Source organism: Methanobrevibacter sp., assembly GCF_017431965.1.
Lineage (GTDB): Archaea > Methanobacteriota > Methanobacteria > Methanobacteriales > Methanobacteriaceae > Methanocatella.
Genome location: NZ_JAFRKB010000062.1, coordinates 1 through 25841, shown reverse-complemented (window position 1 = coordinate 25841; position 25841 = coordinate 1). Strand labels below are relative to the sequence as shown.

Annotated in this window: 23 protein-coding genes, 1 pseudogene and 1 riboswitch; of the genes and pseudogenes, 13 read left to right on the top strand and 11 right to left on the bottom strand. The window is 33.2% G+C overall.

Features of this window, described 5'->3' with window-relative positions:
- Nucleotides 1–53 precede the first annotated feature (53 nt).
- Nucleotides 54–536, top strand: coding sequence for a DUF2299 domain-containing protein (locus IJI93_RS09250; protein ID WP_292822368.1), 483 nt, complete (start codon nucleotides 54–56; stop codon nucleotides 534–536).
- A gap of 636 nt (nucleotides 537–1172) precedes the next feature.
- Nucleotides 1173–2339 (top strand): Cdc6/Cdc18 family protein, encoded by a 1167-nt coding sequence (locus IJI93_RS09245; RefSeq protein ID WP_292822366.1) that lies wholly within the window; start codon nucleotides 1173–1175, stop codon nucleotides 2337–2339.
- Here IJI93_RS09245 and pyrB read toward each other — a convergent pair.
- Both pyrB and hisG read right to left on the bottom strand, forming a co-directional pair.
- Nucleotides 2332–3267, bottom strand: coding sequence for an aspartate carbamoyltransferase (gene pyrB, locus IJI93_RS09240; RefSeq protein ID WP_292822364.1), 936 nt, complete (start codon nucleotides 3265–3267; stop codon nucleotides 2332–2334). The genes IJI93_RS09245 and pyrB overlap by 8 nt on opposite strands.
- Before the next feature lie 61 nt (nucleotides 3268–3328).
- Entirely contained in the window at nucleotides 3329–4189 is an 861-nt protein-coding gene (gene hisG / locus IJI93_RS09235; protein WP_292822371.1) for an ATP phosphoribosyltransferase, read from the bottom strand.
- Nucleotides 4190–4434: 245 nt separating this feature from the next.
- Here hisG and IJI93_RS09230 point away from each other — a divergent pair, with 245 nt between their 5' ends.
- Both IJI93_RS09230 and IJI93_RS09225 read left to right on the top strand, forming a co-directional pair.
- A complete protein-coding gene (locus IJI93_RS09230) occupies nucleotides 4435–4641 on the top strand; it encodes a histone family protein (RefSeq protein ID WP_292822362.1) in 207 nt (68 codons plus the stop codon).
- Nucleotides 4642–4680: 39 nt separating this feature from the next.
- A complete protein-coding gene (locus IJI93_RS09225) occupies nucleotides 4681–5982 on the top strand; it encodes an amidohydrolase family protein (RefSeq protein ID WP_292822360.1) in 1302 nt (433 codons plus the stop codon).
- On the opposite strand, the gene tfrA is transcribed toward IJI93_RS09225, so the two are convergent.
- A complete protein-coding gene (gene tfrA / locus IJI93_RS09220) occupies nucleotides 5975–7618 on the bottom strand; it encodes a fumarate reductase (CoM/CoB) subunit TfrA (protein WP_292822358.1) in 1644 nt (547 codons plus the stop codon). The two genes, IJI93_RS09225 and tfrA, sit on opposite strands and share 8 nt — an antisense overlap.
- Nucleotides 7619–7849: 231 nt before the next feature.
- Between tfrA and IJI93_RS09215 the strand changes: the two genes are divergently transcribed.
- Complete coding sequence (locus IJI93_RS09215; protein ID WP_292822356.1) at nucleotides 7850–8224, top strand: DUF120 domain-containing protein; 375 nt, start codon at nucleotides 7850–7852, stop codon at nucleotides 8222–8224.
- Here IJI93_RS09215 and IJI93_RS09210 read toward each other — a convergent pair.
- Nucleotides 8221–8481 (bottom strand): hypothetical protein, encoded by a 261-nt coding sequence (locus tag IJI93_RS09210; protein WP_292822354.1) that lies wholly within the window; start codon nucleotides 8479–8481, stop codon nucleotides 8221–8223. The two genes, IJI93_RS09215 and IJI93_RS09210, sit on opposite strands and share 4 nt — an antisense overlap.
- Before the next feature lie 332 nt (nucleotides 8482–8813).
- A riboswitch (FMN riboswitch) is annotated at nucleotides 8814–8949 on the top strand.
- A gap of 51 nt (nucleotides 8950–9000) precedes the next feature.
- Between IJI93_RS09210 and ribB the strand changes: the two genes are divergently transcribed.
- Nucleotides 9001–9684, top strand: coding sequence for a 3,4-dihydroxy-2-butanone-4-phosphate synthase (gene ribB, locus IJI93_RS09205; protein ID WP_292822352.1), 684 nt, complete (start codon nucleotides 9001–9003; stop codon nucleotides 9682–9684).
- Here the strand turns inward: ribB and IJI93_RS09200 are convergent, their stop codons facing one another.
- The 3 genes from IJI93_RS09200 to gatA all read right to left on the bottom strand — a co-directional run bounded on the left by IJI93_RS09200 (nucleotide 9685) and on the right by gatA (nucleotide 13084).
- Nucleotides 9685–10095 carry a hypothetical protein gene (locus tag IJI93_RS09200; protein ID WP_292822350.1) on the bottom strand — a complete coding sequence of 137 codons (411 nt, stop codon included), beginning with the start codon at nucleotides 10093–10095 and terminating at the stop codon, nucleotides 9685–9687.
- Nucleotides 10095–11588, bottom strand: coding sequence for a DJ-1/PfpI family protein (locus IJI93_RS09195; RefSeq protein ID WP_292822348.1), 1494 nt, complete (start codon nucleotides 11586–11588; stop codon nucleotides 10095–10097). Before IJI93_RS09195 ends, IJI93_RS09200 begins: the two co-directional genes overlap by 1 nt.
- 125 nt (nucleotides 11589–11713) lie before the next feature.
- The gene (gene gatA / locus IJI93_RS09190; protein WP_292822346.1) at nucleotides 11714–13084 is read right to left on the bottom strand and encodes an Asp-tRNA(Asn)/Glu-tRNA(Gln) amidotransferase subunit GatA; all 1371 of its coding nucleotides are present in this window, start codon (nucleotides 13082–13084) and stop codon (nucleotides 11714–11716) included.
- 103 nt (nucleotides 13085–13187) lie between these two features.
- Here gatA and IJI93_RS09185 point away from each other — a divergent pair, with 103 nt between their 5' ends.
- Nucleotides 13188–13982: an HAD family hydrolase gene (locus IJI93_RS09185; RefSeq protein WP_292822345.1), complete on the top strand. Its 795-nt coding sequence runs from the start codon at nucleotides 13188–13190 to the stop codon at nucleotides 13980–13982.
- Nucleotides 13983–14043: 61 nt separating this feature from the next.
- Here IJI93_RS09185 and IJI93_RS09180 read toward each other — a convergent pair whose 3' ends face one another.
- Nucleotides 14044–14757 carry a sugar phosphate isomerase/epimerase gene (locus IJI93_RS09180; RefSeq protein WP_292822343.1) on the bottom strand — a complete coding sequence of 238 codons (714 nt, stop codon included), beginning with the start codon at nucleotides 14755–14757 and terminating at the stop codon, nucleotides 14044–14046.
- Between the two features lie 78 nt (nucleotides 14758–14835).
- On the opposite strand from IJI93_RS09180, the gene IJI93_RS09175 reads away from it, so the two are divergent.
- Both IJI93_RS09175 and albA read left to right on the top strand, forming a co-directional pair.
- A complete protein-coding gene (locus IJI93_RS09175; protein WP_292822369.1) occupies nucleotides 14836–16380 on the top strand; it encodes a 2-isopropylmalate synthase in 1545 nt (514 codons plus the stop codon).
- 233 nt (nucleotides 16381–16613) lie between these two features.
- Nucleotides 16614–16889, top strand: a complete 276-nt coding sequence (gene albA, locus IJI93_RS09170) for a DNA-binding protein Alba (RefSeq protein ID WP_292822341.1) — start codon at nucleotides 16614–16616, stop codon at nucleotides 16887–16889.
- Nucleotides 16890–16896: 7 nt separating this feature from the next.
- Here albA and IJI93_RS09165 read toward each other — a convergent pair whose 3' ends face one another.
- Both IJI93_RS09165 and IJI93_RS09160 read right to left on the bottom strand, forming a co-directional pair.
- Entirely contained in the window at nucleotides 16897–17556 is a 660-nt protein-coding gene (locus tag IJI93_RS09165) for a PHP domain-containing protein (protein ID WP_292822339.1), read from the bottom strand.
- A gap of 1 nt (nucleotide 17557) precedes the next feature.
- Nucleotides 17558–18589, bottom strand: a complete 1032-nt coding sequence (locus tag IJI93_RS09160; RefSeq protein WP_292822337.1) for a DUF1786 domain-containing protein — start codon at nucleotides 18587–18589, stop codon at nucleotides 17558–17560.
- 90 nt (nucleotides 18590–18679) lie between these two features.
- On the opposite strand from IJI93_RS09160, the gene IJI93_RS09155 reads away from it, so the two are divergent.
- The 3 genes from IJI93_RS09155 to IJI93_RS09145 all read left to right on the top strand — a co-directional run bounded on the left by IJI93_RS09155 (nucleotide 18680) and on the right by IJI93_RS09145 (nucleotide 21655).
- On the top strand, nucleotides 18680–19981 hold the full coding sequence (locus IJI93_RS09155) for a TrpB-like pyridoxal phosphate-dependent enzyme (protein ID WP_292822335.1): 1302 nt from the start codon (nucleotides 18680–18682) through the stop codon (nucleotides 19979–19981).
- 387 nt (nucleotides 19982–20368) lie between these two features.
- On the top strand, nucleotides 20369–21145 hold the full coding sequence (locus IJI93_RS09150; RefSeq protein WP_292822333.1) for a ParA family protein: 777 nt from the start codon (nucleotides 20369–20371) through the stop codon (nucleotides 21143–21145).
- Entirely contained in the window at nucleotides 21146–21655 is a 510-nt protein-coding gene (locus IJI93_RS09145) for an AAA family ATPase (protein WP_292822331.1), read from the top strand.
- 172 nt (nucleotides 21656–21827) lie between these two features.
- Here IJI93_RS09145 and IJI93_RS09140 read toward each other — a convergent pair whose 3' ends face one another.
- Complete coding sequence (locus IJI93_RS09140) at nucleotides 21828–22940, bottom strand: radical SAM protein (RefSeq protein WP_292822329.1); 1113 nt, start codon at nucleotides 22938–22940, stop codon at nucleotides 21828–21830.
- A gap of 858 nt (nucleotides 22941–23798) precedes the next feature.
- Here IJI93_RS09140 and IJI93_RS09135 point away from each other — a divergent pair.
- Nucleotides 23799–25841 (top strand): annotated as a pseudogene (locus tag IJI93_RS09135) (hypothetical protein); the annotation flags it as partial.

Genomic DNA, 25841 nt, shown 5'->3' with positions numbered 1-25841 from the left:
ATTATATATAATAAAAAAATATATTATTTATTATTAAATTTAATGATGATATTATGGATATTGAAGAAAAAATAAGAACATGGTTAATTGATGAAGAAGCATTGCTAGAAAAAAAATTTGATGAAAATGCCGATTTCCACTATATTATTGAGTTTCCAAAAGAAAACATAATGGATGTCGTCAAACCTAGAGGAAAAAATTGTGTGATTATAGCATGCGCGACACAGGTTGCACAAGAGCACTTGAATTTGATGAAATCCTCAACACCTGAAAACAGAAGAGATTTTATTTTTGATGTTCAGTTCGGACTTAATAGCTATCTGGTTGATTTTGATCTCAATATTGATAAGGATTTATTGCAGCAGTTTGTTGTTACCAATACAATTTTTGAAGATGGATTAACAAAAAACGAATTTATGAAAACTATTAATAGAACATTCAAAGCTAAATTACATTGTATATTTTTAATAAACAAAAGATTTGGTGGTATTTCCCCTAAATCTAATGTTTCAAACGAAAATGATATGTTCATTTAAAGAGGGAGAGATACATTTCAAGTATAATGTTTTTGAGGGTTTTGAAAGATTGAAGAGGTATATTTCATCTGTAACAGTTGAAATTTATCTCCCTGATTTTTCCTTTATTTTTTATTTTGAAAATTATTAAATCGTTGAATTATAATTTATTGAATCAATATCAATTTTTAATTGCGGTTACAGTTGAAACGCATGTCTTGAAAATTGATTTTCGGATGAAATGCGTTACACTTGAAACACACCTCTCTCACTCTATAGTTAATTTTTGAAAAATTTCCTTTTTAAAGCCATATGCGGTCTTGTTTTCATTAATTTTTCTAGAATTTTACACTTGAAATTGTTATTTTATATTTGAAATAGTACCATTTCATGTTTTAATTTTAATCTAATATTAATTGTTTATTTTATTATATAATTAATTTAAACATTTATTTTACAATATTATGTATTTTTATATAGTATTTCTATATTTTGAAGATTTTAACAAAATTAATTTTTAAATTATTATTAACTTTTTTCAATATTGTAATAAAAACCTTTATTTATGATAGTTTTAATATATTATCACTGGAAATACAACTCATGGTTTTTTTCTAATTTTTACAGAATTTTATAATTTATGATACTGGTGTTATTATGTCAAACATTTTTGATGAAATACAAAAAGGTGATGATTCATTTGGTAAAAGTATATTTAAGGATAAAAAGCCTTTAGATCATAGATTTTTACCAGATAAATTAGTTCACAGGGAAGAACAAATAAGGCAAATTGCCAAATATTGGATTGATGCTCTAAATGGAGTTACTCCATCTAATGTTACCCTTTATGGAAAAACAGGAACTGGTAAAACAGCAGCATCCAAGTTTGCTCGTGAACAGTTAATTGATGCAGCGCGAAATAAAAGGGTGCAAGTTAAGGTTGAGTATATCAGATGCACAGATTATACAACAGAATATCAAGTTATTGCCCAGTTATGTCAACAGCTTGGTCGTGATGTTCCTAATAGGGGATGGACTAAAGGGGAAATTGTCAATACATTTAGAGATATCTTCAAAACAAATGTTTACGGCAACAAATTAATTTTAATAGTTATTTTGGATGAAATTGATATTTTGCTTGATAAGGATGGTGACGGAATCTTATACACATTGACTAGAACAGACAATGTTTCTGTCTTATCCATCAGTAACTATTTGGACTTTAAGAATTTGATTAAGTCCAGGGTTACAAGCAGTTTAAATGATAAGGAAATCGTATTTCCACCTTATGGAGCAGATCAGTTAAGCGACATATTATCCGAAAGGGCTCAATTGGCATTTAATGAAGATGTTTTGGAAAGTGATGTAATTCCTTTATGCTCAGCTATGGCTGCAAAGGAAGAAGGTGATGCAAGATATGCTCTTGATTTACTTAAAAATGCAGGGGAATTAGCTTTTGATGATGATTCAGATAAAGTGACCAGTGCTCACGTTAGAAAGGCAAAAGACAGGATAGAACACAATAAGGTCACTGAAATTATTCAGACTTTACCTTTACAGCAACAAAGGCTCCTGGAATCTATTTTAAACTTGACAAAACAAGGTGAGGAAATTACTTCTGGAAAATTATATGATGAATACGAAATGGTATCAAAAAAAGATGCTGTCACTTACAGAAGAATTTTTGACTTCATAAATGAGCTTGAATTATTGGGAATTATTTCAACTAACACTATTTCACGTGGTCGTGGAAAAGGAAGAACTAATATAATCAAGCTTCAATGTGATGAAAATTTACTTGAAACAACCCTTTTTACTATTTAGGGTTGTTTTTAATCAATGTTTTTAATATAGCCATTCTTACAGGAACGGCGTTAAATGCTTGAGTGAAATATTTGTTATATTTAGTATCGTCGACATCAGTATCTATTTCATCAATTCTTGGTAAAGGATGCATTACGATAACGTCCTTACCTTCAAGCATTTTTTTATTGATAATATATGCTCCTTTTATTTTTAAATAATCATCAACATCTCCAAAACGCTCTTTTTGAATTCTTGTTACGTATAATACATCAACATCATCAATAACGCTTTCAATACTATCTGCCTCTTCATAGACGATGTTTGTTTTATCTAAATCAATAAGAACTTCCTGAGGCATTTTAAGTTCAGGAGGTGATACCAGATATATCTTAACGTTATTATACAAGCATAATGCATTAGATAATGAGTGAACAGTACGGCCATATTTTAAATCGCCGATTAGGGCAATTTTCAAATCATCAATTTTCCCGATTTCTTTTTTGATTGTATATAAATCCAATAATGTCTGAGTTGGATGTTGTCCAGCTCCATCTCCAGCATTGATGACAGGCACATCTACAATGCCTGAGATAAATTTTGAAACCCCTTCAAGTTCATGCCTTATAACGAGTGCATCGCTGTAACCTTCAAACATTTTTGCAGTGTCTGCAATACTTTCACCTTTTGACACGGAACTGGATCCGCTAGTTTCAAAACCAATTCCATCTCCGCCCAAACGTTTAATAGCAGTTTCAAAAGACATTCTTGTTCTTGTTGATGGTTCAAAAAACATTAAACCTAAAATTTTTCCTTTAAGTTCTTCAGAAACTTCTTTTGATTTAGCAATATTTTCTAGCTTAGTTGCTTCATCAAGGATGTAATCTATATCTTCTCTTTCGAAATCTTTTATGGAAATTATGTTTTTTAATTTAAAAATTTTAATCAACCCTTTTATTTGGATATTTACAGAAGCTGTATTTAATTGCTTGGATAAATAATTTATATTTTCATATGATTCTTTCTATTGGTACAACGAGAATATCTTTTGCACCGGCATTTCTTAGTTTATTTACAAGTTCAAATACTTCATCTTCATCTATTACTGCCTGAGCTGCAACAGTTTCTTCATCTGATAAAACATCTGATATTGTTAGCCCACCCATTGATGGCATAACTTCTTTTACTGAAGGCAAATCTTTTGTTTTAACGTTCATCATCAATAATTTTTTACGAGATGCTTCCAAAACACCTTTAATGCTTGTACTGACAGATTCGATTAATTGTTTTTTTACATTTAAGCTTTCTTTATTTGAGATAAGAACAATTGAACTTTCAAGCAGAGTGTCAACGATTTCCAAATGATTCATTTTTAATGTTGTTCCAGTACTTGTTAAATCTGTAATTAAATCTGAAACACCTATGAAGGGTGCCGCTTCTGTTGATCCGCTTAATTTAACAATTTTTAAGTTTAAATCATTGTTTTCTAAATATTTTTTGGTTAAATTTGGAAATTCTGTAGCCACAGTCATTTCATCTTTGATATCTTTTATATTTCTGATTTCTGAGTCTTCAGGAGCGGCTAGAACAAGACTTGTTTTTCCAAAATTCAAGTCAAGCAATTGTATCACGTCAGCCTCATTTTCTTCAATTAGATCTATGCCAGTAATTCCCATATCTGCTATTCCATCTTGAACAAATTCAGGGATATCTGATGCTCTTGCAAATAAGATATCTATATCCTTATTAAAGGTTTTTGAGATTAATTTTCTGCTTTCTCTATCTTTTAAACCTAATCCTGCTTTATCTAAGATGTTTATTGATGGTTCACTTATTCTTCCTTTTGAGGGAACAGCAATTTTTATTTTCATCATAATCTTTCCAATTCTTTATATGATTATATTTTTATTAATCGTTTTATTAATAGTTTTTTTTAGTATTTTATATTATTAATCATGATTAATTCTTAATTTTTTTATTTATTTTTTCTTATTTTGAATTTTTATCGCTGATTTAAGCAAAATATTTAAATATTAAGTCGTGTTATATTGTATATTTAACTTAAGATTAACTTAATTAGTCTTAAGTTTTGATTAAATTTTGTGAGGTGAAAAATATGTCTGAAATACCAAAAGCTCCTATTGCAAGAATCATTAAAGATGCTGGCGCAGAAAGAGTTAGTGAAGATGCGAAAGCAGAATTAGCAGCATACGTTGAAGAAGTAGCTCGTGAAGTAGCTGTAGAAGCAAACAAAGTTGCTAAAATCGCTAAACGTAAAACTATCAAAGCTGATGATATTAAATTAGCTATTAAAAACTTATAAATAAGTTTTTAACTACTTTTTTTATTTTTAGGTGTTATTATGACAGATAATACTATTTTAATCAAGAATGCATTTATTTTAAATCAAGATTTCGAATATAAAAAACAATCACTTTTAATAAAAAATGATTTAATTTCAGAAATTTCAGATGAAATTGATGAAAGCAATGTAGATAAAATTATAGACGGTGAGGGAAAAATATTACTCCCAGGATTTGTTAATACTCATACTCATTTATCAATGACTTTATTTAGAGGTTTGGCTGACGATTTAAGTTTAGACAGTTGGTTGAATGATCATATTTGGCCAATGGAAGCTAATCTCAATGGAGATTATTGCTATATTGGAGCCCTTCTTGGTGCAGTGGAGCTTATTAAATCAGGAACAACCACATTTTCAGACATGTACTTTTACATGGAAGATGTTGCCCGTGCAGTAGATGAAGCAGGAATCAGGGCAGTTTTATCTTATGGAATGATTGATTTTGGCGATGCTGAGAAAAGGGAAAATGAAATTAAAGAGAATCTTTCATTATTTGAAAATTGCAATGGAATTGCCAACGGAAGAATTAAAGTATTTTTTGGACCTCATTCTCCTTATACAGCTTCCGAAGAACTGTTAGTTAAAGTTCGCCAATTGGCCGATGAATATAATATGGGCATTCATATTCATGTTTCTGAAACTCAAAAAGAAATTAACGATATTTCAGCTGAAAAAGGCCTAAGACCTTTTGAATACTTGGATAAAATTGGATTTTTAGGTCCTGATGTAGTTGCCGCTCATAGTGTATGGTTAAGTGACAGAGAAATTGAAATTATTAAGAAAAACAATGTTAAAGTTTCCCACAATCCATGCAGCAACATGAAATTGGCTTCAGGAATAGCTCCTGTTTCTAAATTAATTGAAAATGACATTTGTGTAAGTATCGGAACAGATGGTGCATCTTCAAACAATAATTTGGATTTAATTGAAGAGTTAAAGACAGCAAGTTTACTTCAGAAAGTTGATACTCTTGATCCTAAAGTTCTAAATTCAGATGAAGCGATAGCTATGGGTACTATAAAAGGTGCTGAAGCCTTAGGATTGGATGATGAAATAGGCTCTATTGAAGTTGGTAAAAAGGCAGATATTATTTTAATCGATACCAATTCAGCTAACATGACTCCGGACAGTACTAATTTAAGTTCTAACATAATATATTCAGCAAATGGTTCTAATGTGGATACAACTATTTGTGATGGTAAAATATTAATGGAAAATAAGAAATTAGTTGCTTTGGATGAACAGGAAATTTATGATAAAGCTAGACAAGCAATAAAAGAATTAAAAGAAGCTATCTAGCTTCAAATTCTATTTTATTTTTACTCATGACAATACTCTTTTTCCATTCATCTAAAGTTTCAGGGAAATCAGACCTGAAGTGAGCTCCCCTGCTTTCTCTGCGCAATATTGCTGATTTTACAGTTAAAATACAAATTTCAACCATATTTATTACTTCAAGAGCAGTTACCAATTCAGTATTATATTGTTTTTTATCGCTAACGCTTAAGTTATCCAGTTCCTTTTGCATTTCCAGAAGTTCACTTAAGGCTTCATTCAATGTCTTTTCATCTCTTACGATAGCTACTTTTTCCCACATTAAATTTTTAATTTTGTTTTTAAATTCTTGTGGTTTAATTGAACCTTCTTTAATTAATCCTTCAATCCTTGAAGCTTCTTTTTGAACCATTTCATCGTTTGTTTTAAGTTCTGTTGTTTTAGCTGCTTTGGAAGCGTTTTCACCAGCAATTTTACCAAACACTTGTGTGTCTGCCAAAGCGTTCCCGCCTAAACGGTTGGCTCCATGAACTCCACCGCACACTTCACCGGCACCAAACAAGTTTTCAAGTGAAGTGGATGCATCAGTATTGATTTTTAATCCACCCATAAAGTGATGTGCTGTAGGAGCAACTTCTATAGGTCCGTTTTTAATGTCAACTCCCACATTTTCAAATTGCAGTACCATTGTTTCAAGCTTTTCTTCAATTTCATCATCAGGCAGGTGTGAAATGTCTAGGTATACCCCTCCGTTTTCGGTTCCTCTTCCTTCAATAATTTCCTGATATATTGAACGGGCAACAACATCACGGGTTGACAGTTCCATCTTTTCTGGAGAGTATTTTGACATGAACCTTTCACCCTCTTTATTTAGAAGCTTTCCACCTTCAGCTCTTACGGCTTCAGTTACAAGGACTCCTTTTTTGGATTCGGGTGTAACCATTCCTGTCGGATGGAATTGAATTTGTTCCATGTCAACTAAACGGGCTCCAGCTCTATAAGCTATTGCAAAGCCATCTCCATTTTTTTGGAAAGTGTTAGATGTTACAGGGTATAATTGACCAGCTCCTCCGCTGGCCAATATAGTAGCTTTTGCCTGGAAATAAATTAGACTGGAATCCTTTAGATTCAATCCGGTTGCTCCAACAACCTGTGTTTCATCACATACAAGGGATGTTATCATTACTTCTTCAATACATTCAATATCTCTTTTAATGATTTCTTCTTTAAGTGCATTTAACAGTTCTGCACCGGTTCTATCTCCTTGATAACATGTTCTTCTAAAAGATTGTCCACCAAATGGTCTTTGATCTATTTGGCCGGACTCTTGGCGGTCAAATAAAGCTCCGTAGTTTTCCAAATCAATCAATCTTTTTGGTGATTCGTTTACTAATATTTCAACGAGTTTTTCATCGTTGAGATAGCTTCCACCTTTTAATGTATCGTACATGTGAGCTTCTATTGAATCGTCTTTGTCGACTGTTTTAAAAACAGCATTGTATCCACCTTCAGCCATACCTGTACAGCCAGACCTAAACGAAAGACCTTTTGAAACTATGAGCGGTTTTAAGCCAGCATTATCCACTTCAATAGCTGCTCTAGAACCGGCTCCTCCAGATCCAATTATTAACACATCTGTTGAGATAGTTTTTATTTCCATTTCTATTACCCTGTAAAATAATTTTGTAATACTATTTATGTTCATGATAGTTAAAATAAATTTCTTAATTATTTTACTTTAACTATATTAATAATGAAAATAAAGTAAATGTATTGAATGGCTATCATATAATTAAAAAATGAATTATTTTATTATCCATCAAATTATTAATTGCACGCTTAAAATTATTAAATTTAATTCAATAGATTTGTTTTAATTAGAGGTTATTTAATGAAAATCAATGGTGAAGTTACAACAGGTTTGGGAAAAGCGGCATATTTCCTATCACAGGAATTTTATACAAAAGAATTCAAGAAAAATTGTGGCTTTATACCATTTCCAGGAACTTTGAATGTTATCGTACCTGAATCCTGTCTTGATGAAATCAATGAAGTCAAGAGCAATTGTGAAAATATTATTAAACCGGATGAAGGTTTTGGCGCTGTAAAATATATTAAGGCAGTTATAAATGATAAAATTGAAGGAGCCATTGTTTTTCCAGCAAAAACAACCCATGAAGAAAATTATTTGGAATTTATCGCTGAAGACAAATTAAGGGATAAGTTAGATCTTGAAGATGGAGATATTGTAACTTTAGAGTTTTAATTTTTATTCTCTATTTCTTTTTTTAGTTTTATTATTTCATCTTCGCTGATGTCAATATATTCTTTTATTTTTTCCATGTCTTCATTGTTTTTTAGCATTTTTATTGCTATTTTTTTATTTTCTTCTTCTTTTCCTTCTTTTATTCCTTCTTCTTTTCTTCTTTCTCCATAATCATATACTGCATTCATTTTACCACCTAATGCATCACATATTACAGTTTTTTTGTCACCATCTTCTAAAAATTTATCAGCTAACAAATAAGCAACACTTTTTATTAGGTTTTTAATTTCATTGTTGGATTTAATTTTTTCTTTTTTGATTTAATGTTTAATCGTTTCAGAAAGATGTCTACTTCCTTTTCAGTAACTCTTTAAAAACAATGTCTTCCTGTTTTTTTACCAAGATCATCACATCTGCCGACTATTTAATCTTATTTTATCTTAATTAGTATTTAAACCCATCAGTTTTTTATTTAAACAATTTTTAACACTTATTTAAATATTTTAAGGTCATATAAATTTTTTAAAATGAAGGAAATTTTATATAAATTATACCAAAAAGTATTTTATATATGATAAATATATTTGATAATACGTTCTCAGGGCGGGGCGCAATTCCCCACCGGTGGTGATTTTTAAAACAAAATAAGTCCACGAGCACGGAAACGTGTTGATTTGGTGAGATTCCAAAACCGACGGTGATAGTCCGGATGGAAGAGAAGTAATAGTTGTTTAGTTATTTTTAGCCCTGGTTCTAGTAAATAAGGAGATATTACTATGAATCAAGAAACAAACTTAGACAAAGCTTTAGAAGCTATAAGAAATGGTGAATTTGTATTAGTTTTTGATGATGATGACAGGGAAGGGGAAGTCGATATGATTATCGCTTCTGAATTTGTTACCCCTAAATCAATAGCTACCATGAGAAATGATGCTGGTGGTTTAATCTGCAATTGTTTACATGCTGATTTTTGTGATGCTATCCACTTGCCGTTTATGGTGGATATTATGGAAGCGGCCACTGAAAAATATCCAGAATTAGCTAAATTAGCGCCAACTGATATTCCATATGATGAAAGATCATCATTTTCAATATGGACAAATCATAGAAAATCTTTCACTGGTGTAACAGACCATGACAGAGCAATGACCATTAGTGAAATGGCAAAAATGATGAGAGATGAAAGATTTGATGAATTTGGAGCAACTTTCAGATCTCCAGGTCATGTATGTCTCTTAAGAGGAGCAGACGGATTGGTTAAAAATAGACAAGGACACACTGAAATCGGCCTTGCATTATGTGAACTGGCTGGTGTCACTCCGGTTTGTGTCGTTTGTGAGATGATGGATGGTGAAACCGGACAAGCTACTTCAATCGCTGACGCTCGAAAATACGCCGAAGAAAATAATTTGGTCTTGCTTAGAGGCGAAGACATTATTGATAAATATTTGGAAGAATAGCTATTTGTTCATTGTTTTTTCATGAATGTAATTTGCTATGAATTGGGTATTCTGTTGTATTTTGTATGAGTTGTAAATGCTGAATACAACATATTTTCCATCATTCATCTTTATTTCCAAACCATCTCTTACTTCTTTACTTTTACCTATTGCGGTAATCTTATCCCATTTTATTCTCAATGTTTTTGTTTTTAGGGCCTTTTCAATATGAATTCCATCTTCCAATATTTTAACGATTTTTACAACGCGTCTGTTGGTGCTGGATTGAACTTGTATGTTTCCATTTTCATCAAACGCATAGTCCGGAATCAGGCAGCTGGCCTTCCAGCCTTGTTTCATCTTTTTTAGGACATGTGCCTTATCCTTTTTTGTAAGTTTCACACCAGGTTCAGGGCTTAGATTCAATGCCATTATATCACAACTTTCTTAATTTCATCAAATGAGTAAATTTTTTCAAATTCGACTTCACGGGCCATTGCGATGATTTTTTCAATGTCCAAGTTTTCTTCTATCAGATTAAGGGCATGGCTTGTAAACAGTTCATATCTTATTTCAACTTCCGGAATGAATCCTCTCATATCCGCAGATTTTAGTTTAGGAAGCTTTAAGATGTTTTGGACATTTGTATTTTCTCTAATATATGGAACTACAGTTTCGAATATATTGTCATTGTAGACTTTATTGAGAAGTATTGCTTCTACTGGAACACCAAGCTTATTTAACATGTTTGCATGAGCCACTATATCGACTGCGGCTGATTCTATTCCACCTTTGTTTACTCCTGTAGCCAATATCATCGGAATTTTTGCAGACATTGCGATTTCAGCTGCAGAAAACGGCACTTTTTCATTTAAAAGACCGGTAAATACACTCATTACCCCTTCTATCAATACAATGTCATAGTCAGAATTATTTAATATATTTATTGTAGATTCTATATCTTTCCAACCCAAGTGTCCAATTTTTACAGAGGCAAAGTCTTCCATTTTTCCTTTTGTCAAATATAATCCCGGTATAATATCCCGAACATCGGGACCGACTTTCAAAAGAGCAACCTTATAGCCTCTTTTTCTAATCGCACCTGCCAAGCCTGTTAGAATAAATGTTTTGCCGGAATCGGATCCATTGCTTCCAATCATCAGATATTTTGGTTTTTTGTTAGGGGTTATTTTTGGTATTTTTATTCCGCTGTTTATTCCGACTTCCTGCTGAAGGAATTTTTTGACTTGCCTGTTTCTATTGTAAATGTCATCCAGATTTTGTATATCTATTTGTTCTTTTATGTTTTCTACAAGAATTGGATTTTCATCCAGTATACCATGAATCATTGTTCCGGTAACATTTCCATCATCACTGCATGCACCGGAAAATATATTATATTCTCCTTTTTCATTTGTATCTCCATAATTCATCCTTTGAACTTGCGAATAGAACAGCGGTTTGGCATCTCCCTCAACTTTACCATATGTATGCGTATGAAATCCATTTACATCTTCTGTCTGGTTTTTAACTAAAAATGAGTTGTTAAACACTTTTGCCTTTACCCTGTCACTTGTAATCAATGGCGAGAAATTCACATCAATCAGTCCAAGGCCTTCTTTTACAATAGGCACTGGAGATTTTCTGCCGATATCTATCTGGTTGGATAGAAGCTGAAAACCTGCACAGATTCCAATAATCGGTTTTCCGTCCTGTGCCATTTTTTTAATTTCAGTATTCAAATCCATGTTGATATCATTGGATTCAATCAATGTTCCTCCCGGAATGATTAAAGCATCTAACTCTTTTGAAGCCTTATTACCATCAACAAGCCCATTTTCCTTAACAATGTCTGTCGGTAAATTTCCAAAATCTTCAAATCCCGGAACGGCTCCACTAACATAAGCAAGTCCAATTCTTGTCATAAAAATAACCTCTTGATTATAAGTTATATGTTAGTCATTAATAAAATTTTAGAGGTATATTTCAAGTGTAAAAATGTATATTAATATTGAGAAAAATATGAAAGAAAAATAAAAAAAGAGATAAACTATTGAGTGTTTTCAAACACACTCATAGCTTTAATTATTTTTAAGTCATCTAAAGGTTTGGCCTGAATTTGCAAGCCGACCGGGATGCCTTCAACTTCACCTGCAGGTATGCTTGCTGCAGGGATTCCCGCAAGGTTAGCGATTACGGTTAAGATATCATAGGCATACATTTCCATAGGTTCCAGTTCCTGACCTATTTCGTGAGGAAGTTTTGGAACGGTAGGTCCTACAATCAAATCAACATTTTCAAGCATTGCGGTGATTTCACCTCTGATTACAGATCTTGCTTTTAGTGCTTGCTTGTAGTATTTTCCACTGAACTCAGCTTCTGCAATATGTGAACCGATTTTAATTCTTCTTAAAACTTCATCTCCACATACCTCTTCAATTCGAGATCCGTAATCCCTTCCATCGTATTTTCTTGTAGCTGAGAAAAATTCCACATAGTTGATTAGGTAGTAAGTAGGAAGACAAAGGTCAATGTAGTCAAAGCTAACTTCAACAAGTTCAGCGCCAGCATCGACTAATTTGCTGATTGCCTTATTAACAGTTTTGTTGATTTCTTCATCTGTAACATCAATGAATTCCTTACATACAGCTATTTTCATGCCTTCTAAGCTAGTGTCATCCAATACTTCGGTGAAGTCCGGTTTTTCCCAGTTTAGGGTTGTACATTCGGTTTCATCATATTTTGCAATTGTATTTAATGCTAAAGCAATGCCGCTTACATCTCTGGCCAGCGGTCCGATTTGGTCTAGACTCATTGATAAGTCAAGCAATCCTTGCCTTGAAACTGCACCGTATGTTGGCTTGAATCCAACCACTCCACAGTGTGATGCAGGGTTTCTGATGGATCCTCCAGTATCTGATCCGATGGAAATGTCACACATGTCAGCTGCAATTGCCGCTGCACATCCGCCGGATGAGCCTCCAGGAATTCTTCCCATTGCGGCTGGGTTTTGGGTAGGCCCATAGTATGAGGTTTCAGTTGAACTTCCGGCTGCAAATTCGTCCATATTTAAAATACCGATGATTATTCCATCTTCAGCCAGGATTTCATTTACAACGGTTGCATTATAGCTTCCAATATAGTCTTCCAATGTTTTGGAAGCTGCTGAAATTATCATGTCTTCAACATTAATGTTTGCTTTTATACCGAATACCAAACCAGCCAAAGCACCTACATTTTCACCATTGGCAATTTTTTCATCAATTTCTTCAGCCTGTTTTAATGCATTTTCATAGTTTAATTCAATGAATGCATTAATGGTTTCGTTATTTTCATCAATAACTTTAATGTAGCTTTCTACATTTTCTTTAGCTGTCATTTCTCCATTTTTTATGGAGTTTAACTTTTCAATAACGCTCATTAAAACACCTAGTAATCGTAATATATAATATTAATATTCTATTTTTTAAGGTTTATATATTTAATAGAAAAATTTAATTTTATTCCCATACATATTAATTAACATGAAAAAAGCTGTAGTATTTGATAACTCAGGAACATTGATTGAGCGATACAGAGTCATTAAAGATGTATTGAATGGCAATATATTTACAGATATCAATTCCCTAGATTTGATTGATGCAGCTGACTCATTGGCTTTGGTTGTCCTTCAATTCAACACAAACAAGCTTTTAAAATTAGACCCCAACACTTTAATTTCCGATGTAATTCAGGACTACAATATTGATTTTGATGTTAGCTTTTCAACAAGACAAGTTTCAAAAGCCGAAGTTAAGGAAATTCTTGAAAATGAAAAAGATTCAAAAATTTCAGATATTACTGACGGATTTGATATTCTAAGGGAAAAGATTCCACACATGGAGCTATGCAATGGATCTGCTTTAATCGTAGATATTGATTTGGGCGTTGTTGCATATACAATTACTTCAGCAGGCAAATTTTTCCCTAAAGTCTTTGAAACGGTTGAAACATTGAAAGCCCGCGGTATTGAAATTTATATTGCATCCGGGGATAGAAAGGGAGCCATTAATAAATTGGCTAATCTGCTTGATGTTCCCGAAGACAATGCTTATGGAACCGTTTCCACAAGGGGTAAATGTGAAGTCGTGTCTATCCTGAAGGATGCCGGCTACAAGGTCATGATGGTTGGAGATGGGCTTAATGATATTTTAGCATTTAAAAAAGCTGATGTCAGTGTCTTGACCATAGAACAGCAAGAGGAAGTATCTCCGAAGATGATGGACAAGACGGACTATGTTATTGAAGACATCTTTGAGGTTACAATGATTGATTTTTAACTTTATTTTTTTGTTATTGATAACTTATAACTTATAACTAATAACTTAGAAAAAAATAAAATTATAGGTTTTCTATAACCTTTTTACTCTTTAAAACGTTATCGAAGTTATTTAACTCAATAATTGCAGTATCAATCTTTTTAAGCAGATTTAAGTCAAGGGTACCTTCACCTAATGTAATGTGCTGATCCTTAACACCGTCATTGTCATTCAAATGACAGTAGCTGATGTTTTTCAGTGAAAGCATTTCTTCAAGGTTTCCGCATGTATTTCCATGGCCTGTATCGATAGTCAAGCTGCAGCCTGTTGCCTGCTGAATCATTTCTATTTCTTCAACCGTATTTCCCAAAAACTTGCCTCGAACAGGCATGTTTTCAACTGAAATTTCAACATTTGTATTGTCAATTATTTCTCCAACGCTTTCAATTGCAATTTCCAATGCCCATTTTCTGAGGCGAGGTTCGTTACGACCGATAATTCCCGGGTGGACGGTTATTGTCTTTGCATCAATACTTTCAGCATACTGGCCACACTGAATCATTTGCTTAATGCTTTCCTTTCTAATTCCCTTATTTAAGCTTGCAATGTTGATGTCAACGGTTGCAGCGTGTATTCTCACATCCAGTCCGCAGTCATTATATTCCGGATTTTCCCTTTCAAAAAAAGGACCTTCGCCAAGTATCTCAATCATTTCGAAGTCATGTTTTTTAGCTAAGTTGATGATGTCATCGTTCGGTTGCATGAATAAAGCTAGTGTAGTAAAACCAAGTTTCATATTAATATATATATTTTCAATAACTATAAAAAGCCTTTATTTTAATATAATTAATTAATATTAATGGGAAGTAATTCAATGACTAAAGATGATGTAAAAAATTTAAAAAATGAAGATATGAATTTTGCCGATAAAATTTATATTTTTGATACTACTTTAAGGGATGGTGAACAGACTCCCGGAGTCGCTTTAACTGTAGATGAAAAAATTCAAATTGCACAAAAGCTCAATAACTTGGGTGTTGACAAAATAGAAGTTGGTTTTCCAGCTTCTTCTAAAGGTGAAATTGAATCCGCTAAAAAAATCGCTTCATTGGGTTTGGATTCTACTCTTGCCGGTTTGGCACGATCTTTAAACAGTGATATTGATGCTATCATTGATGCTGATTTGGATTATGTTCATACATTTATCGGTACTTCCCCACTGCATCGAGAATTTAAGCTTAAAATGTCACAGGAAAAAATCATCGAAACTGCCGTTAATGCTGTTGGATATGCCAAAGACCATGGTTTGACTGTTGAATTTTCCGCTGAAGACGCAACCAGGACAGAAAAGGACTTTCTATTAAACATATTCGGTGAAGTCATTGATGCTGGAGTTGACGTATTGGATGTTCCAGATACTGTAGGCGTATTAACTCCCGTTTATACTCATGAATTGGTTAGTTATCTTAAAAAGGAATTTGATGTTCCTTTAAGTGTTCATTTTCACAATGATTTCGGTTTAGCTACCGCTAATACTTTAACAGCTCTTGAATGTGGTGCTAATCAAGCTCATGTAACAGTCAATGGTTTAGGTGAAAGGACTGGTAACTGTTCTCTTGAAGAGTTGGTTATTACGCTTAAAGTTGCTTATGGAATTGATTTGGGTTTGGATACTTCAAGATTATATAGCTTATCCAAATTGGTTGGTCGTCTGACTGGTGTTAAGATGCCCGTCAACAAACCGATTGTTGGAGACAATGCCTTTGCTCATGAATCAGGCATTCATGTTCATGGAATTTTAAATAATTCATTTACTTATGAACCTATGGCACCTGAACTGGTGGGCCATTCCAGACGCATTGTCTTAGGAAAGCATACAGGAGCAAATGCATTAAAATCCAAATTAAAGGAATATCACATTGATTTAAATCAGGACCAATTTTGTAAAGTTTTTGATGAGATAAAAAATTTGGGCGATAGCGGCAAATGCGTCACTGATGATGATCTGGTAGCTATTGCAGTTACAGAACTTTCTTCAGCCCGTGAAACTCCAATTGTTTTGAAGGGGTTAGGTTTATCTTCAGGTACAGGAGTCTCTCCGACCGCTACCGTTAAATTGGAAATTGACGGTGTTGAAAAAGAGACTGCAAGTACAGGTGTAGGTCCTGTTGATGCTGCATTAAATGCTATTCGTGAATTGATTCAGGATACCATGGATATAGAACTTGAAGAGTATAATCTGGAAGCTATTACCGGCGGTACCGATGCATTGGCTGAGGTGTTTGTTATAAGTTCAGATTCATATGGGAACAAATCTACAGGCAGGTCAACTAATCAAGATATAGTGATGGCAAGTATTTTGGCAGTACTTGACTCAATAAATAAATTATTATTGATACAAAAAAACAATAATTATTAATTTTTATTAAATTATGTTTAATATTAATTATTTATTATATAGAATATTTTATTTTTATTGAATTTAATTTAACAAATTTTATTTTTTTTATCATGTTAATTTTTTTACTTATTTTAACTTTTAATTTTTTTAAATTTTTTAATTAAATTTATATTTTGTTTAGATTTTATCATAAATTTATATGTAAAATTTTATATACATCTTTATCAAATATTTAAATAGGTGAATATAAGATGGAAAATAATACTATTTTCGTTGGCAGTAAACCTGTTATGAATTATGTTCTGGCAGTAGTGACCCAATTTAATGAGGGATCTGACAGTGTCCTTATAAGAGCTAGAGGAAAGGCTATTAGCCGTGCTGTTGACGCTGCAGAGATCGTCAGAAATAGATTTGTACCGGAAGCTGTAGTTGCCGACATTCAAATTTCCACTGAAGAGATTGAAAATTACAACAATGAAAAGACCAATGTTTCTATAATAGAAATTTTAATTGAAAAGAGCAATTAACCTCTTTTTAATCAAATTTTTTTAGTATTTTTTTCTCAATTAGATATTTTGAAAGTAAGATATTAGAAGTACCATTGCCATGCGCTTCCACTTTATTTTTTAATATTGCTTTAAAAATGCTGTCTATATCCTTTTGCGCATCCACTAAACTATAGCAATCGCCAACAAATTTCCAATAATGCGCATCGCTTGCACCAAGTGATGGGATATTTTCTTTTTTGGATAGATTTTTTGCTTTCCTATTGCAATATCCGACAATGAATCTTGCATTTTTTGTCTCGATTGCATCAAATTTCAAATCTTTGTAATCTCTTTTATGCAGAAGGCCATGCCGGTAAAAACAGTATGGGTGTGGTATTATTGCAAGACCTCCTAAATCATGGATTTTGTCTATTGTTTCTTCAGGTGATAAGTTGGAACTTATATTTTCCTCACACCCAAATCCAATAATATGGCCATCTGTTGAAGAAACCTCTATGGATGGAATTGCCAATATATCTGTATTTTTGGTTTTTCTTAAAACTTCACTAGTTCCATCAACTGTATTATGATCGCTTATGGCTATGACATCAATGTTTTCAATTTTCGCTTTTTTTAGAATGTCATCTATTTTTGATGATGAATCCGGAGAGTATTCACTGTGAATATGAGAATCCATTTTAAGCATTTTATCTTTCCATTGCAGTTTTTATTAGGCCCACAGTACCGGTCATCATAACGTCCCCGCCCGGTGCTGCATGGTGCCAATCAAGATTTGTTTTTTCTATCAATTCCCTTTTTGGTCCGCTCACTATAACTTTTTCAATTTCAGATATCGGATTGAGAACATGTGCTCCATGGCCATGGTCTTCATGGACTTCCTCATGTGTTATCTCGGCGGTTGCCAATCTTTTGATATACCTTTCAAGAGATTCTCCACTTAGGCTTGATGTATGATGCTCGAATACTCCTTGAATTTTACCGTTTTCAATTGATGCTGCAGTTGTATGTCCGTTACCGATATCTATTACAATAAAACTGTTTAATTTTTTAGCTACTTCGTCAAAACACATTCCAGCTATTGAAGCGAATTTTGTATCCATTATCAGGGGTGTATCTTCAATGCCCTCTTTTTCAATTATTCTTTTTACTGCTTGCATTCTTGTAAAATATTCCGGCAGGTCATCTGTAAATCCAAATTCCAATGGGGATATCGGTTCGGTTATTTTTTCCCTTATCTTTTCAAACCTGAAGTCCCTGTCACCCATGTTTTCATTATATCCATGGTCCTGAACAGCTATTGCAATCTTGTCAAAATCAAATTCCAAATCATAGCCTAAAAGGAATTCTGATAGCTTTCTGATGTTAATATCACCCATTGTTATTTTTGTATAATCTTTGTATTCTTTTGAATCGTCTGCAATTTCAATTCCTATTGCCTTTACCTGATTTAAATCATCACGGATTGTCCTGGCACACACGGGTTCCATTACAACTTTATATCCCTTTTCCATATGTTCCATAATACTCTTTTTTATTTTTCCTCCGCCCATTATTTCTCCTTTAAAATAGATGTCATTTTCAATTTCTCTCATTTGCTGTGAAATGTAAAGGTGAGGGGAAGGCAAAACCAATTTTATTGAGTTTTCAAGCTCTTTTTCGGTATCATAAATCATCATGTCTTGTGTCCCTGTTCCAACATCTATAGCTAAAATTCTCATGATTTTTAATTGTTTTTTATATTATTAATAATTAAAGTGTACATTTTTGTACACAAAAGATTTAAATAGTACATTGATGTAATTATTATTATGAATTACAAAATTACTTTATCATCCGAAGATGTGCCTAAACAATGGTACAATATTAATGCTGACTTGCCTGTTGAACTTCCTATGCCTAAAAACAGTGAAGGTAAAGATCAAATTTCTTCTTTAGAGAAAGCCTTTACCAAAGCTGGTTTAGAGCAAGAATTTGCCACCGACAGGTATATCAAGATTCCTAATGAAGTTAGAGAACTATATATGCAAATGGGTAGACCTTCTCCATTGTTTAGAGCTACCAGACTTGAAGAATATTTGAATACGCCCGCAAAGATTTATTATAAGCGTGAAGACACTTCACCTACGGGTTCGCATAAGTTAAATTCAGCTATACCTCAAGCATATTTTGCTAAAAAAGAGGGTGTTGAAAGGTTAACTACCGAAACTGGTGCCGGCCAATGGGGTACTGCACTTTCCCTTGCATGCAATTTGCTTGACTTGGAATGTACCGTTTACATGGTTAAGGTTTCTTTCAAGCAAAAGCCCGATAGAAAAAATATTATGAATATTTACAACGGTAATGTTTTCGCTTCACCTAGTGAAAACACTGAGATTGGACGTAAAATATTGGCAGAAAATCCTGACCATCCGGGCTCTTTGGGAGTAGCAATTTCCGAAGCTATGGAAGAGGCATTGGCTAATGATGAGGTTAAATATTCATTGGGAAGCGTTTTAAACCATGTAATGCTGCACCAGACTATTATCGGTCAGGAACTAAAAACTCAACTTGAAATTGCTGAAGAAGAGCCAGATGTAATGATTGCATGTGCTGGCGGAGGCAGTAACTTTGCCGGATCATTGTTCCCATTCATTAAGGATAAGATTGACGGCAATAGCGATACCAAGTTCATTGCTGTTGAGCCTAGTGCCTGCCCTACTTTAACTGAAGGCAGTTATGAATATGATTTCGGTGACGTTAATGGTTTTACACCTATGCTTAAAATGTTCACTTTAGGCCATGACTTTGTAGCTCCTTCAGTTCATGCCGGAGGGCTAAGATATCACGGCATGTCTCCGCAGGTTTCCCTTTTAACTAAGGAAGGTTTCATTGAACCTAGATCAGCTCATCAAAGGGATGTATTTGAAGCGGGCATTACATTTGCCCGTAATGAAGGTGTACTTCCTGCTCCTGAAACCACTCATGCAATCAAGGTTGCAATAGATGAAGCCGTTAAATGTAAGGAAACCGGAGAAGAAAAAACTATCGTTTTAAACTTCTCAGGTCATGGAATGTTAGATTTGAAAGGATATGCTAGCTATTTTGATGGATCCATGCTCAATGCTAAATAATCCTTCCTTCTTTTTTTATTTTTTTGATAGTTATTTCTTATAACTTATAACTAATAACTTGCAAGTGTTAACGAATAACTTATTTGTGAAAACAAATACTTTATAAGAGAGAAGTTATAAAATATAACTTATTTGTTAAAAGTTAGTTATGATAAGTTATTCATTAAAACTTATTTTTTATAATTTAAAAGTTTTAACTTACAATATAATTCCTATCCCTTAGAGTTAAAATTAATAAATTATCCCTTTTTAAGTTTTAAATTGTAATAACTTAATCCTTTTAACATTTACTGAATAATTTAATGTTATTCTTTCGAGCTTTGAATTTTTAAGTTATAATTCATAACTAATAACTTAAAACTTATCAGATAAAGGAGAATTCTTTAAATGAGTGAAGTCGTAGCGGTGATGAATCAGAAAGGGGGTTGTGGAAAGACAACCACTGTTGTCAATACTGCAACATCTCTAGCGGTATTGGGTAAATCTGTTTTGGTTGTAGATATGGATCCTCAAGCTAATGCCACAACTAGTTTCGGGATTGATAAAACCAAGATAGAAAATACCATTTACGATGCTATCATGGGGGATATTAGTATTAAAAAAGCAACAATTCCTACGTTTATAAAAAATTTGTTTATTATCCCAAGTAATATATCCCTTAGTGGTGCAGGAATGGAACTTTCTAAACGTGATAATTACCATATTGTTTTAAAAGACACCTTGAAAGAAGTCATACCGTTATTTGACTATATTTTTATAGATTTACCTCCTTCATTAGGTGTAATCACAGTCAATGCATTAGTAGCCTCCGATAGCGTTTTGATACCTATCCAAGCTGAATATTATGCCCTGGAAGGAGTAGCTGATTTAATTAATACAATAAAATTGGTTGAAAAGAGATTAAGAAGTCCTACACCCATTAAAGGAATTCTCCTAACTTTATTTGATAAAAGGACTAGACTCAGTAAAGACGTACATAAGGAACTTAAAAATTACTTCGGTGGAACTGATTTACTCTTTAAAACTATAATTCCAAGAAATATCAGATTGGCTGAAGCTCCTAGTTTTGGAAAACCTTGTTTAATTTATGATCCGGATAGCACTGGTACAAAGGCTTATTTAAAATTGGCTAAAGAAATTTTAAAGAGAGATGGGGAGGATTAAATGGCTAGAAAAGGACTTGGTAAAGGATTGGATTCACTTATTCCTGAGTTTTACAATGAGGATTTTGATAGTAATTCACCTCAATCACTGGAGGACATGTTAAACGAGAAAGAGCAACAAGATGTTGAATCTCCTGAAGATGATAGCGAGAACATTTTTGAACAGTTAGAAAAAGAATCTTTAAATGATGATGAAGAGGTTTTAGAAGATGATCAGGAAGATAATGAGGATGAAATCTCATCCGAAGACATATCTGGCGATATACCTAGCCAAGAGAGCATACAGACATCACAAGAAATCAAAATCCAGGAAGAACATATAGCTGAGGTTAAAGAGATTGTGGACAAAAATCCAAGAATCACTCTTTGGTCCTCAAGGTCTTCTGCTGTATTTAGATATTTAAGAAAAACCGAACCGGAATTCAGCATTTCAAAGGAAGCTTCAATTTTAATTGATGAGGCGGTTTCCAAAAAATACCCTGAAATATGGGCACTATTCGATGATTATTAATATATTCTACTTTTTTTAGTATATTTTATTTGATAATTTTTACACTTGAAATATATCTATTGTATATTTAATATAATATATTATATTCGAATAATAATCTATTATTTTTATTAGTTTTTCAATAAATTATTTTAATAAAAATGAGCTATATTATAAACATAAACCAGTTATTCTAGAATTCGAATGTAGTTTGAAATTCACCGCTTATTTTGATATATGGCTCTGCCCTGTCCACTACAACACCCAAATTTCTAAGCTGTTCTTTTGATGTGAACGGCATTTTTTTCCTAATAGAAATTATTTTTCTTGCTGATTTCACACCGATTCCGGGCACCCTTATCAGCTCATACAGTGGTGCGGAATTGATTTCTACAGGGAATATATTCATATTTTTTGCAGCTAGAATTTTTGGATCCTGGGTAAGTGAGAGCTTATCGTTTTCATCAAATACCAACTCTTTTACCTTGTAGTGGTAATCATTCAGCAGACTGTCAGCATTATATAATTTGGCAGTTCTGTCGGTTGAACAGGCCTCTTTTGATGAAAATTCAGTATCTTCAATTGGTGTGAATGCTGAGAAATATGTCCTTTTCAGCTCTGATTTTTTGTAGATTTTTTCCATTCTCTCAAGAATTTCCCTGTCACTTTCCCCATTCGCACCGACAATAAGCTGTGTGGTATGTGTAGAATTTGGATATGTTGTGCTTTTGTGCTGCAGACTGTTGATCCAGGATAGCCTTTTCAATATGTCCTTATTGTAATCCTTTGTAGATGACAGCTCGGCAAGACCTGAAGGCGTAGCGGCTTCAATATTGATGCTGACACGATTTGCCAGCGCCATTGCCCTTTTGATAGAATCCTTGCTGGCCCCCGGAACAACTTTCAGGTGAATGTAGTCATCATATCCGTACTTGTTTCTCAGTAGATGTACAGTTTCAATCTGTTTTTCCATTGTAGAATCGACATCTCCAGAAATTCCTGAACTTAAAAACAAACCGTTTACAAGACCTCTATTGTAGTATCCGAGAAATGCTTTTGCAAGCTCTTCAGGTGAAAGTTCAAGTCTCATAAAGTCTCTTTTGGATTGGTTAATGCAATATTTGCAATCGTTTTTACATTTGTTTGTCAAAAGAGTTTTGAAAAGAGGAATTTTGCAGCCGTTATGGCCTGTGGCTTCATAAATGCCGGGCAGATTAACCTGTGAACTCTTGTTATGGCTGACATAGTCACATAGGTCATACTGCGCCGAATCAGTTAGGATTTTCATCTTTTCTAAAGTACCCATGATAACTAATTTGTTCGTTCAATTATATAATTGTTTGTTCAATATAGAACAGAATTTTGTAACATTTACCTAACTTTAAATAATAAAATTTATATTAAATGAAAATTTTATATAATTATGCATATATGTTTGGATTGTAGCAGATATGATTAGGACATGTATGTTAATGAAAAAATTTGTTGAAAAATAGTATTAAATATTTGAAAAAACAGAAATCTGGTAGCTTTCTAATTAAATTTAGAGAACTATCGAAAGGCTTTTGACACATGTCTTAACCATGAGCAATTATGGTTCAGTTATAGGACATATACCTATTAAAAAAAGATCAAACAAGTAGGACATATACCTATTAAAAAAAGATCAATTGACTTTCTATTTAATTTTCAGGTCAAACGATTAAGTAGAAAGGAATTAGGGATTTACTTTCCTATAATAAGTAATCATAAATAACTATTTGCTATACACATATAGTACTGACGTTTAGTCAGGTCAGTTATTCTAAATCAATTCCCATTATTGGTTTTTACATGGCTGATTTTAGTTATTTCTTTATTTTTTTTTATAACTTTTAAGGATTTTTCATCACATCTGTAATCTCATTTTGACTATAATATAAATATTTATATATGTTGAGAATCATATTATCTATTGGTACTTTAAGGTGCTAATTTTAGTATTTTATTGTATCGAAATTCAGGTTTTTTTTCAAAATATTTCGTATTATTAAAAGGCAAAAAGTTTTCATTTGAATGTTAAACAATTGATGTTTTTTTTCACATATTTTCTATTATTGAATGGCAAAAGGTTTTCATTATATTAAAGTTAAACAGTATTTGATTGTTTAAAAGGGAGAATGTTATGCGTTTTAAGCGACATATGTTTTTAACTTTAATACTATTACTGACGATTTTTTCACTTTCGTTTGCAAGTGCAAGCGAAATTGGAACATACGAACAAAACACAGGCGAACTTAATTCGATATCTATTTCTGATATTGATCCAATCGATGCGAATTTGAATAATGTAAATGATATAGATGAAATTGAAACTGATGATTGTTTGACTAATAATGGAACTCAACTATTGCGTTCTAGTAATGATGAAAAAGATGAAGATTTAGAAATGCTTCGCGCTGGGAATGATTTAGAGATTCTTGGTGCTAGTAATGATGTAGATATTCTTACAGCTTACGACGGTCCTACCCCTGAAAATCCTATTGCTCAAATACATTTTAGTACTGATTATTGGTATGGGGGAACATTCTATGGGGACAGAACAGTATCAAATATTTTTGCGCAAATCCAATATAGACTACCTAATGGAGGAGTAATCTATCTTGATGGTGCAACTTATACAGGATCTCAAAGACAAACCGGTGGAAGACTTGAAAATATTTGGATAATTGGAGGAAGTTCCTTCACTGATACAGCTCGTGCAACATTTAGACAACCAGCTAACTATGAAGGTTCCCTTGTTTTCTATGGTACTGAAATAGTCAACTGTAGATTCACTGGGCTTTCCCAAACAGATAATCGTTTCTTCACTGTTGATCAAACATATAATAATGGAGTGTTCAGAGGATACGTGTCAAACACTATATTTGACTATTGTGACTCTTACGGACAATTTTTCTTCTGTAGAGGCCATCAAGGTAATATGCAAGGCGTGTATAATGTAGATGACGCTACCGCAAATGGTAATCCTTATTCTGTAACAAATGTAAGCTTCATTAATTGTGACCACACTTACGGAGCAGACCCTCTTGCATATGAAGATGGGCATGGTCAATTTGTTGCTGCACTTGGTATGGCTATGGAGGACTGTGTATTTATTAACTGTACTTCAGGTCAACACTCCAGTGCAATCTGTATCAACGACGAAAGTGGATGGGGTCCTGGATATATCGCATCTTCCATTAAAAATACCCAATTTATAAACCTTACCGCTAAATGGTTTGCAGTTTATATTCACGGACGTTATGATGGAGAAACTGGTGGAGGAGCACCTAATCACGACCATATGATCGGATATGAAGTTGTAGAAAATTGTACATTCATAAATTGTGAAGGAACAGAAAATTATGGTGGTGGTCTTGGAATCAGTCACGATAATGTACTTGTTAAAAACTGTACATTCATCAATAACACTGGTGGACAAGGAGCTGCTATAATGGTTGGTGGTATTGCAAGCGATGAAAACACTGTCGGTAGATATGCATTTCGTGGTGACAATACCAAAGGTAACAATATTACAATTCAAGACTGTATTTTTGAAGATTGTTCTTCTACAGTACATGACTATCGATGGAATGAAGGCACTCAGCAATGGTATTATGGTACATCCAACGGTATTGGTGGTGCAGTATTCATTGTAGGTAACAATACTAAAGTACTCAACTGTATTTTTAACAATAACACTGGTACCAACGGTTCTGCAATGTATATTTATGGTATAAATACTACTGTTGTAGGCACTAACTTTACCAATAACAATGCATCAGAAGATGGTGCTGTTTTCATTTATGGTGCTAACACAAACGTTACAGATTCAAAATTCAATGACAATACTGCTGTAAACGGTGCAGGTGTTTATATCATTGGTGAAAATGCATACATTGGCAATACAGAATTTAATAATAACACAGCGGATCCTGACTCAGGTTTAGGTGGTGCTATAGACGTTATTGGTGACCATTGTATTCTTTTGACTGTTACCTGTAACAACAACACTGCTTCCCGTGGTGGTGCCGGATTTATCCGTGGTAATAATACAAAAGTTAGTAACTCAACTTTTAACAACAACAACGCTACAATTAGGGGTGGAGGATTAGACGTTTACGGTAACAATTTCAACGCAACCGATTTAGACGTGTCCAACAACAATGCTAAAGCTGAAGGTGGT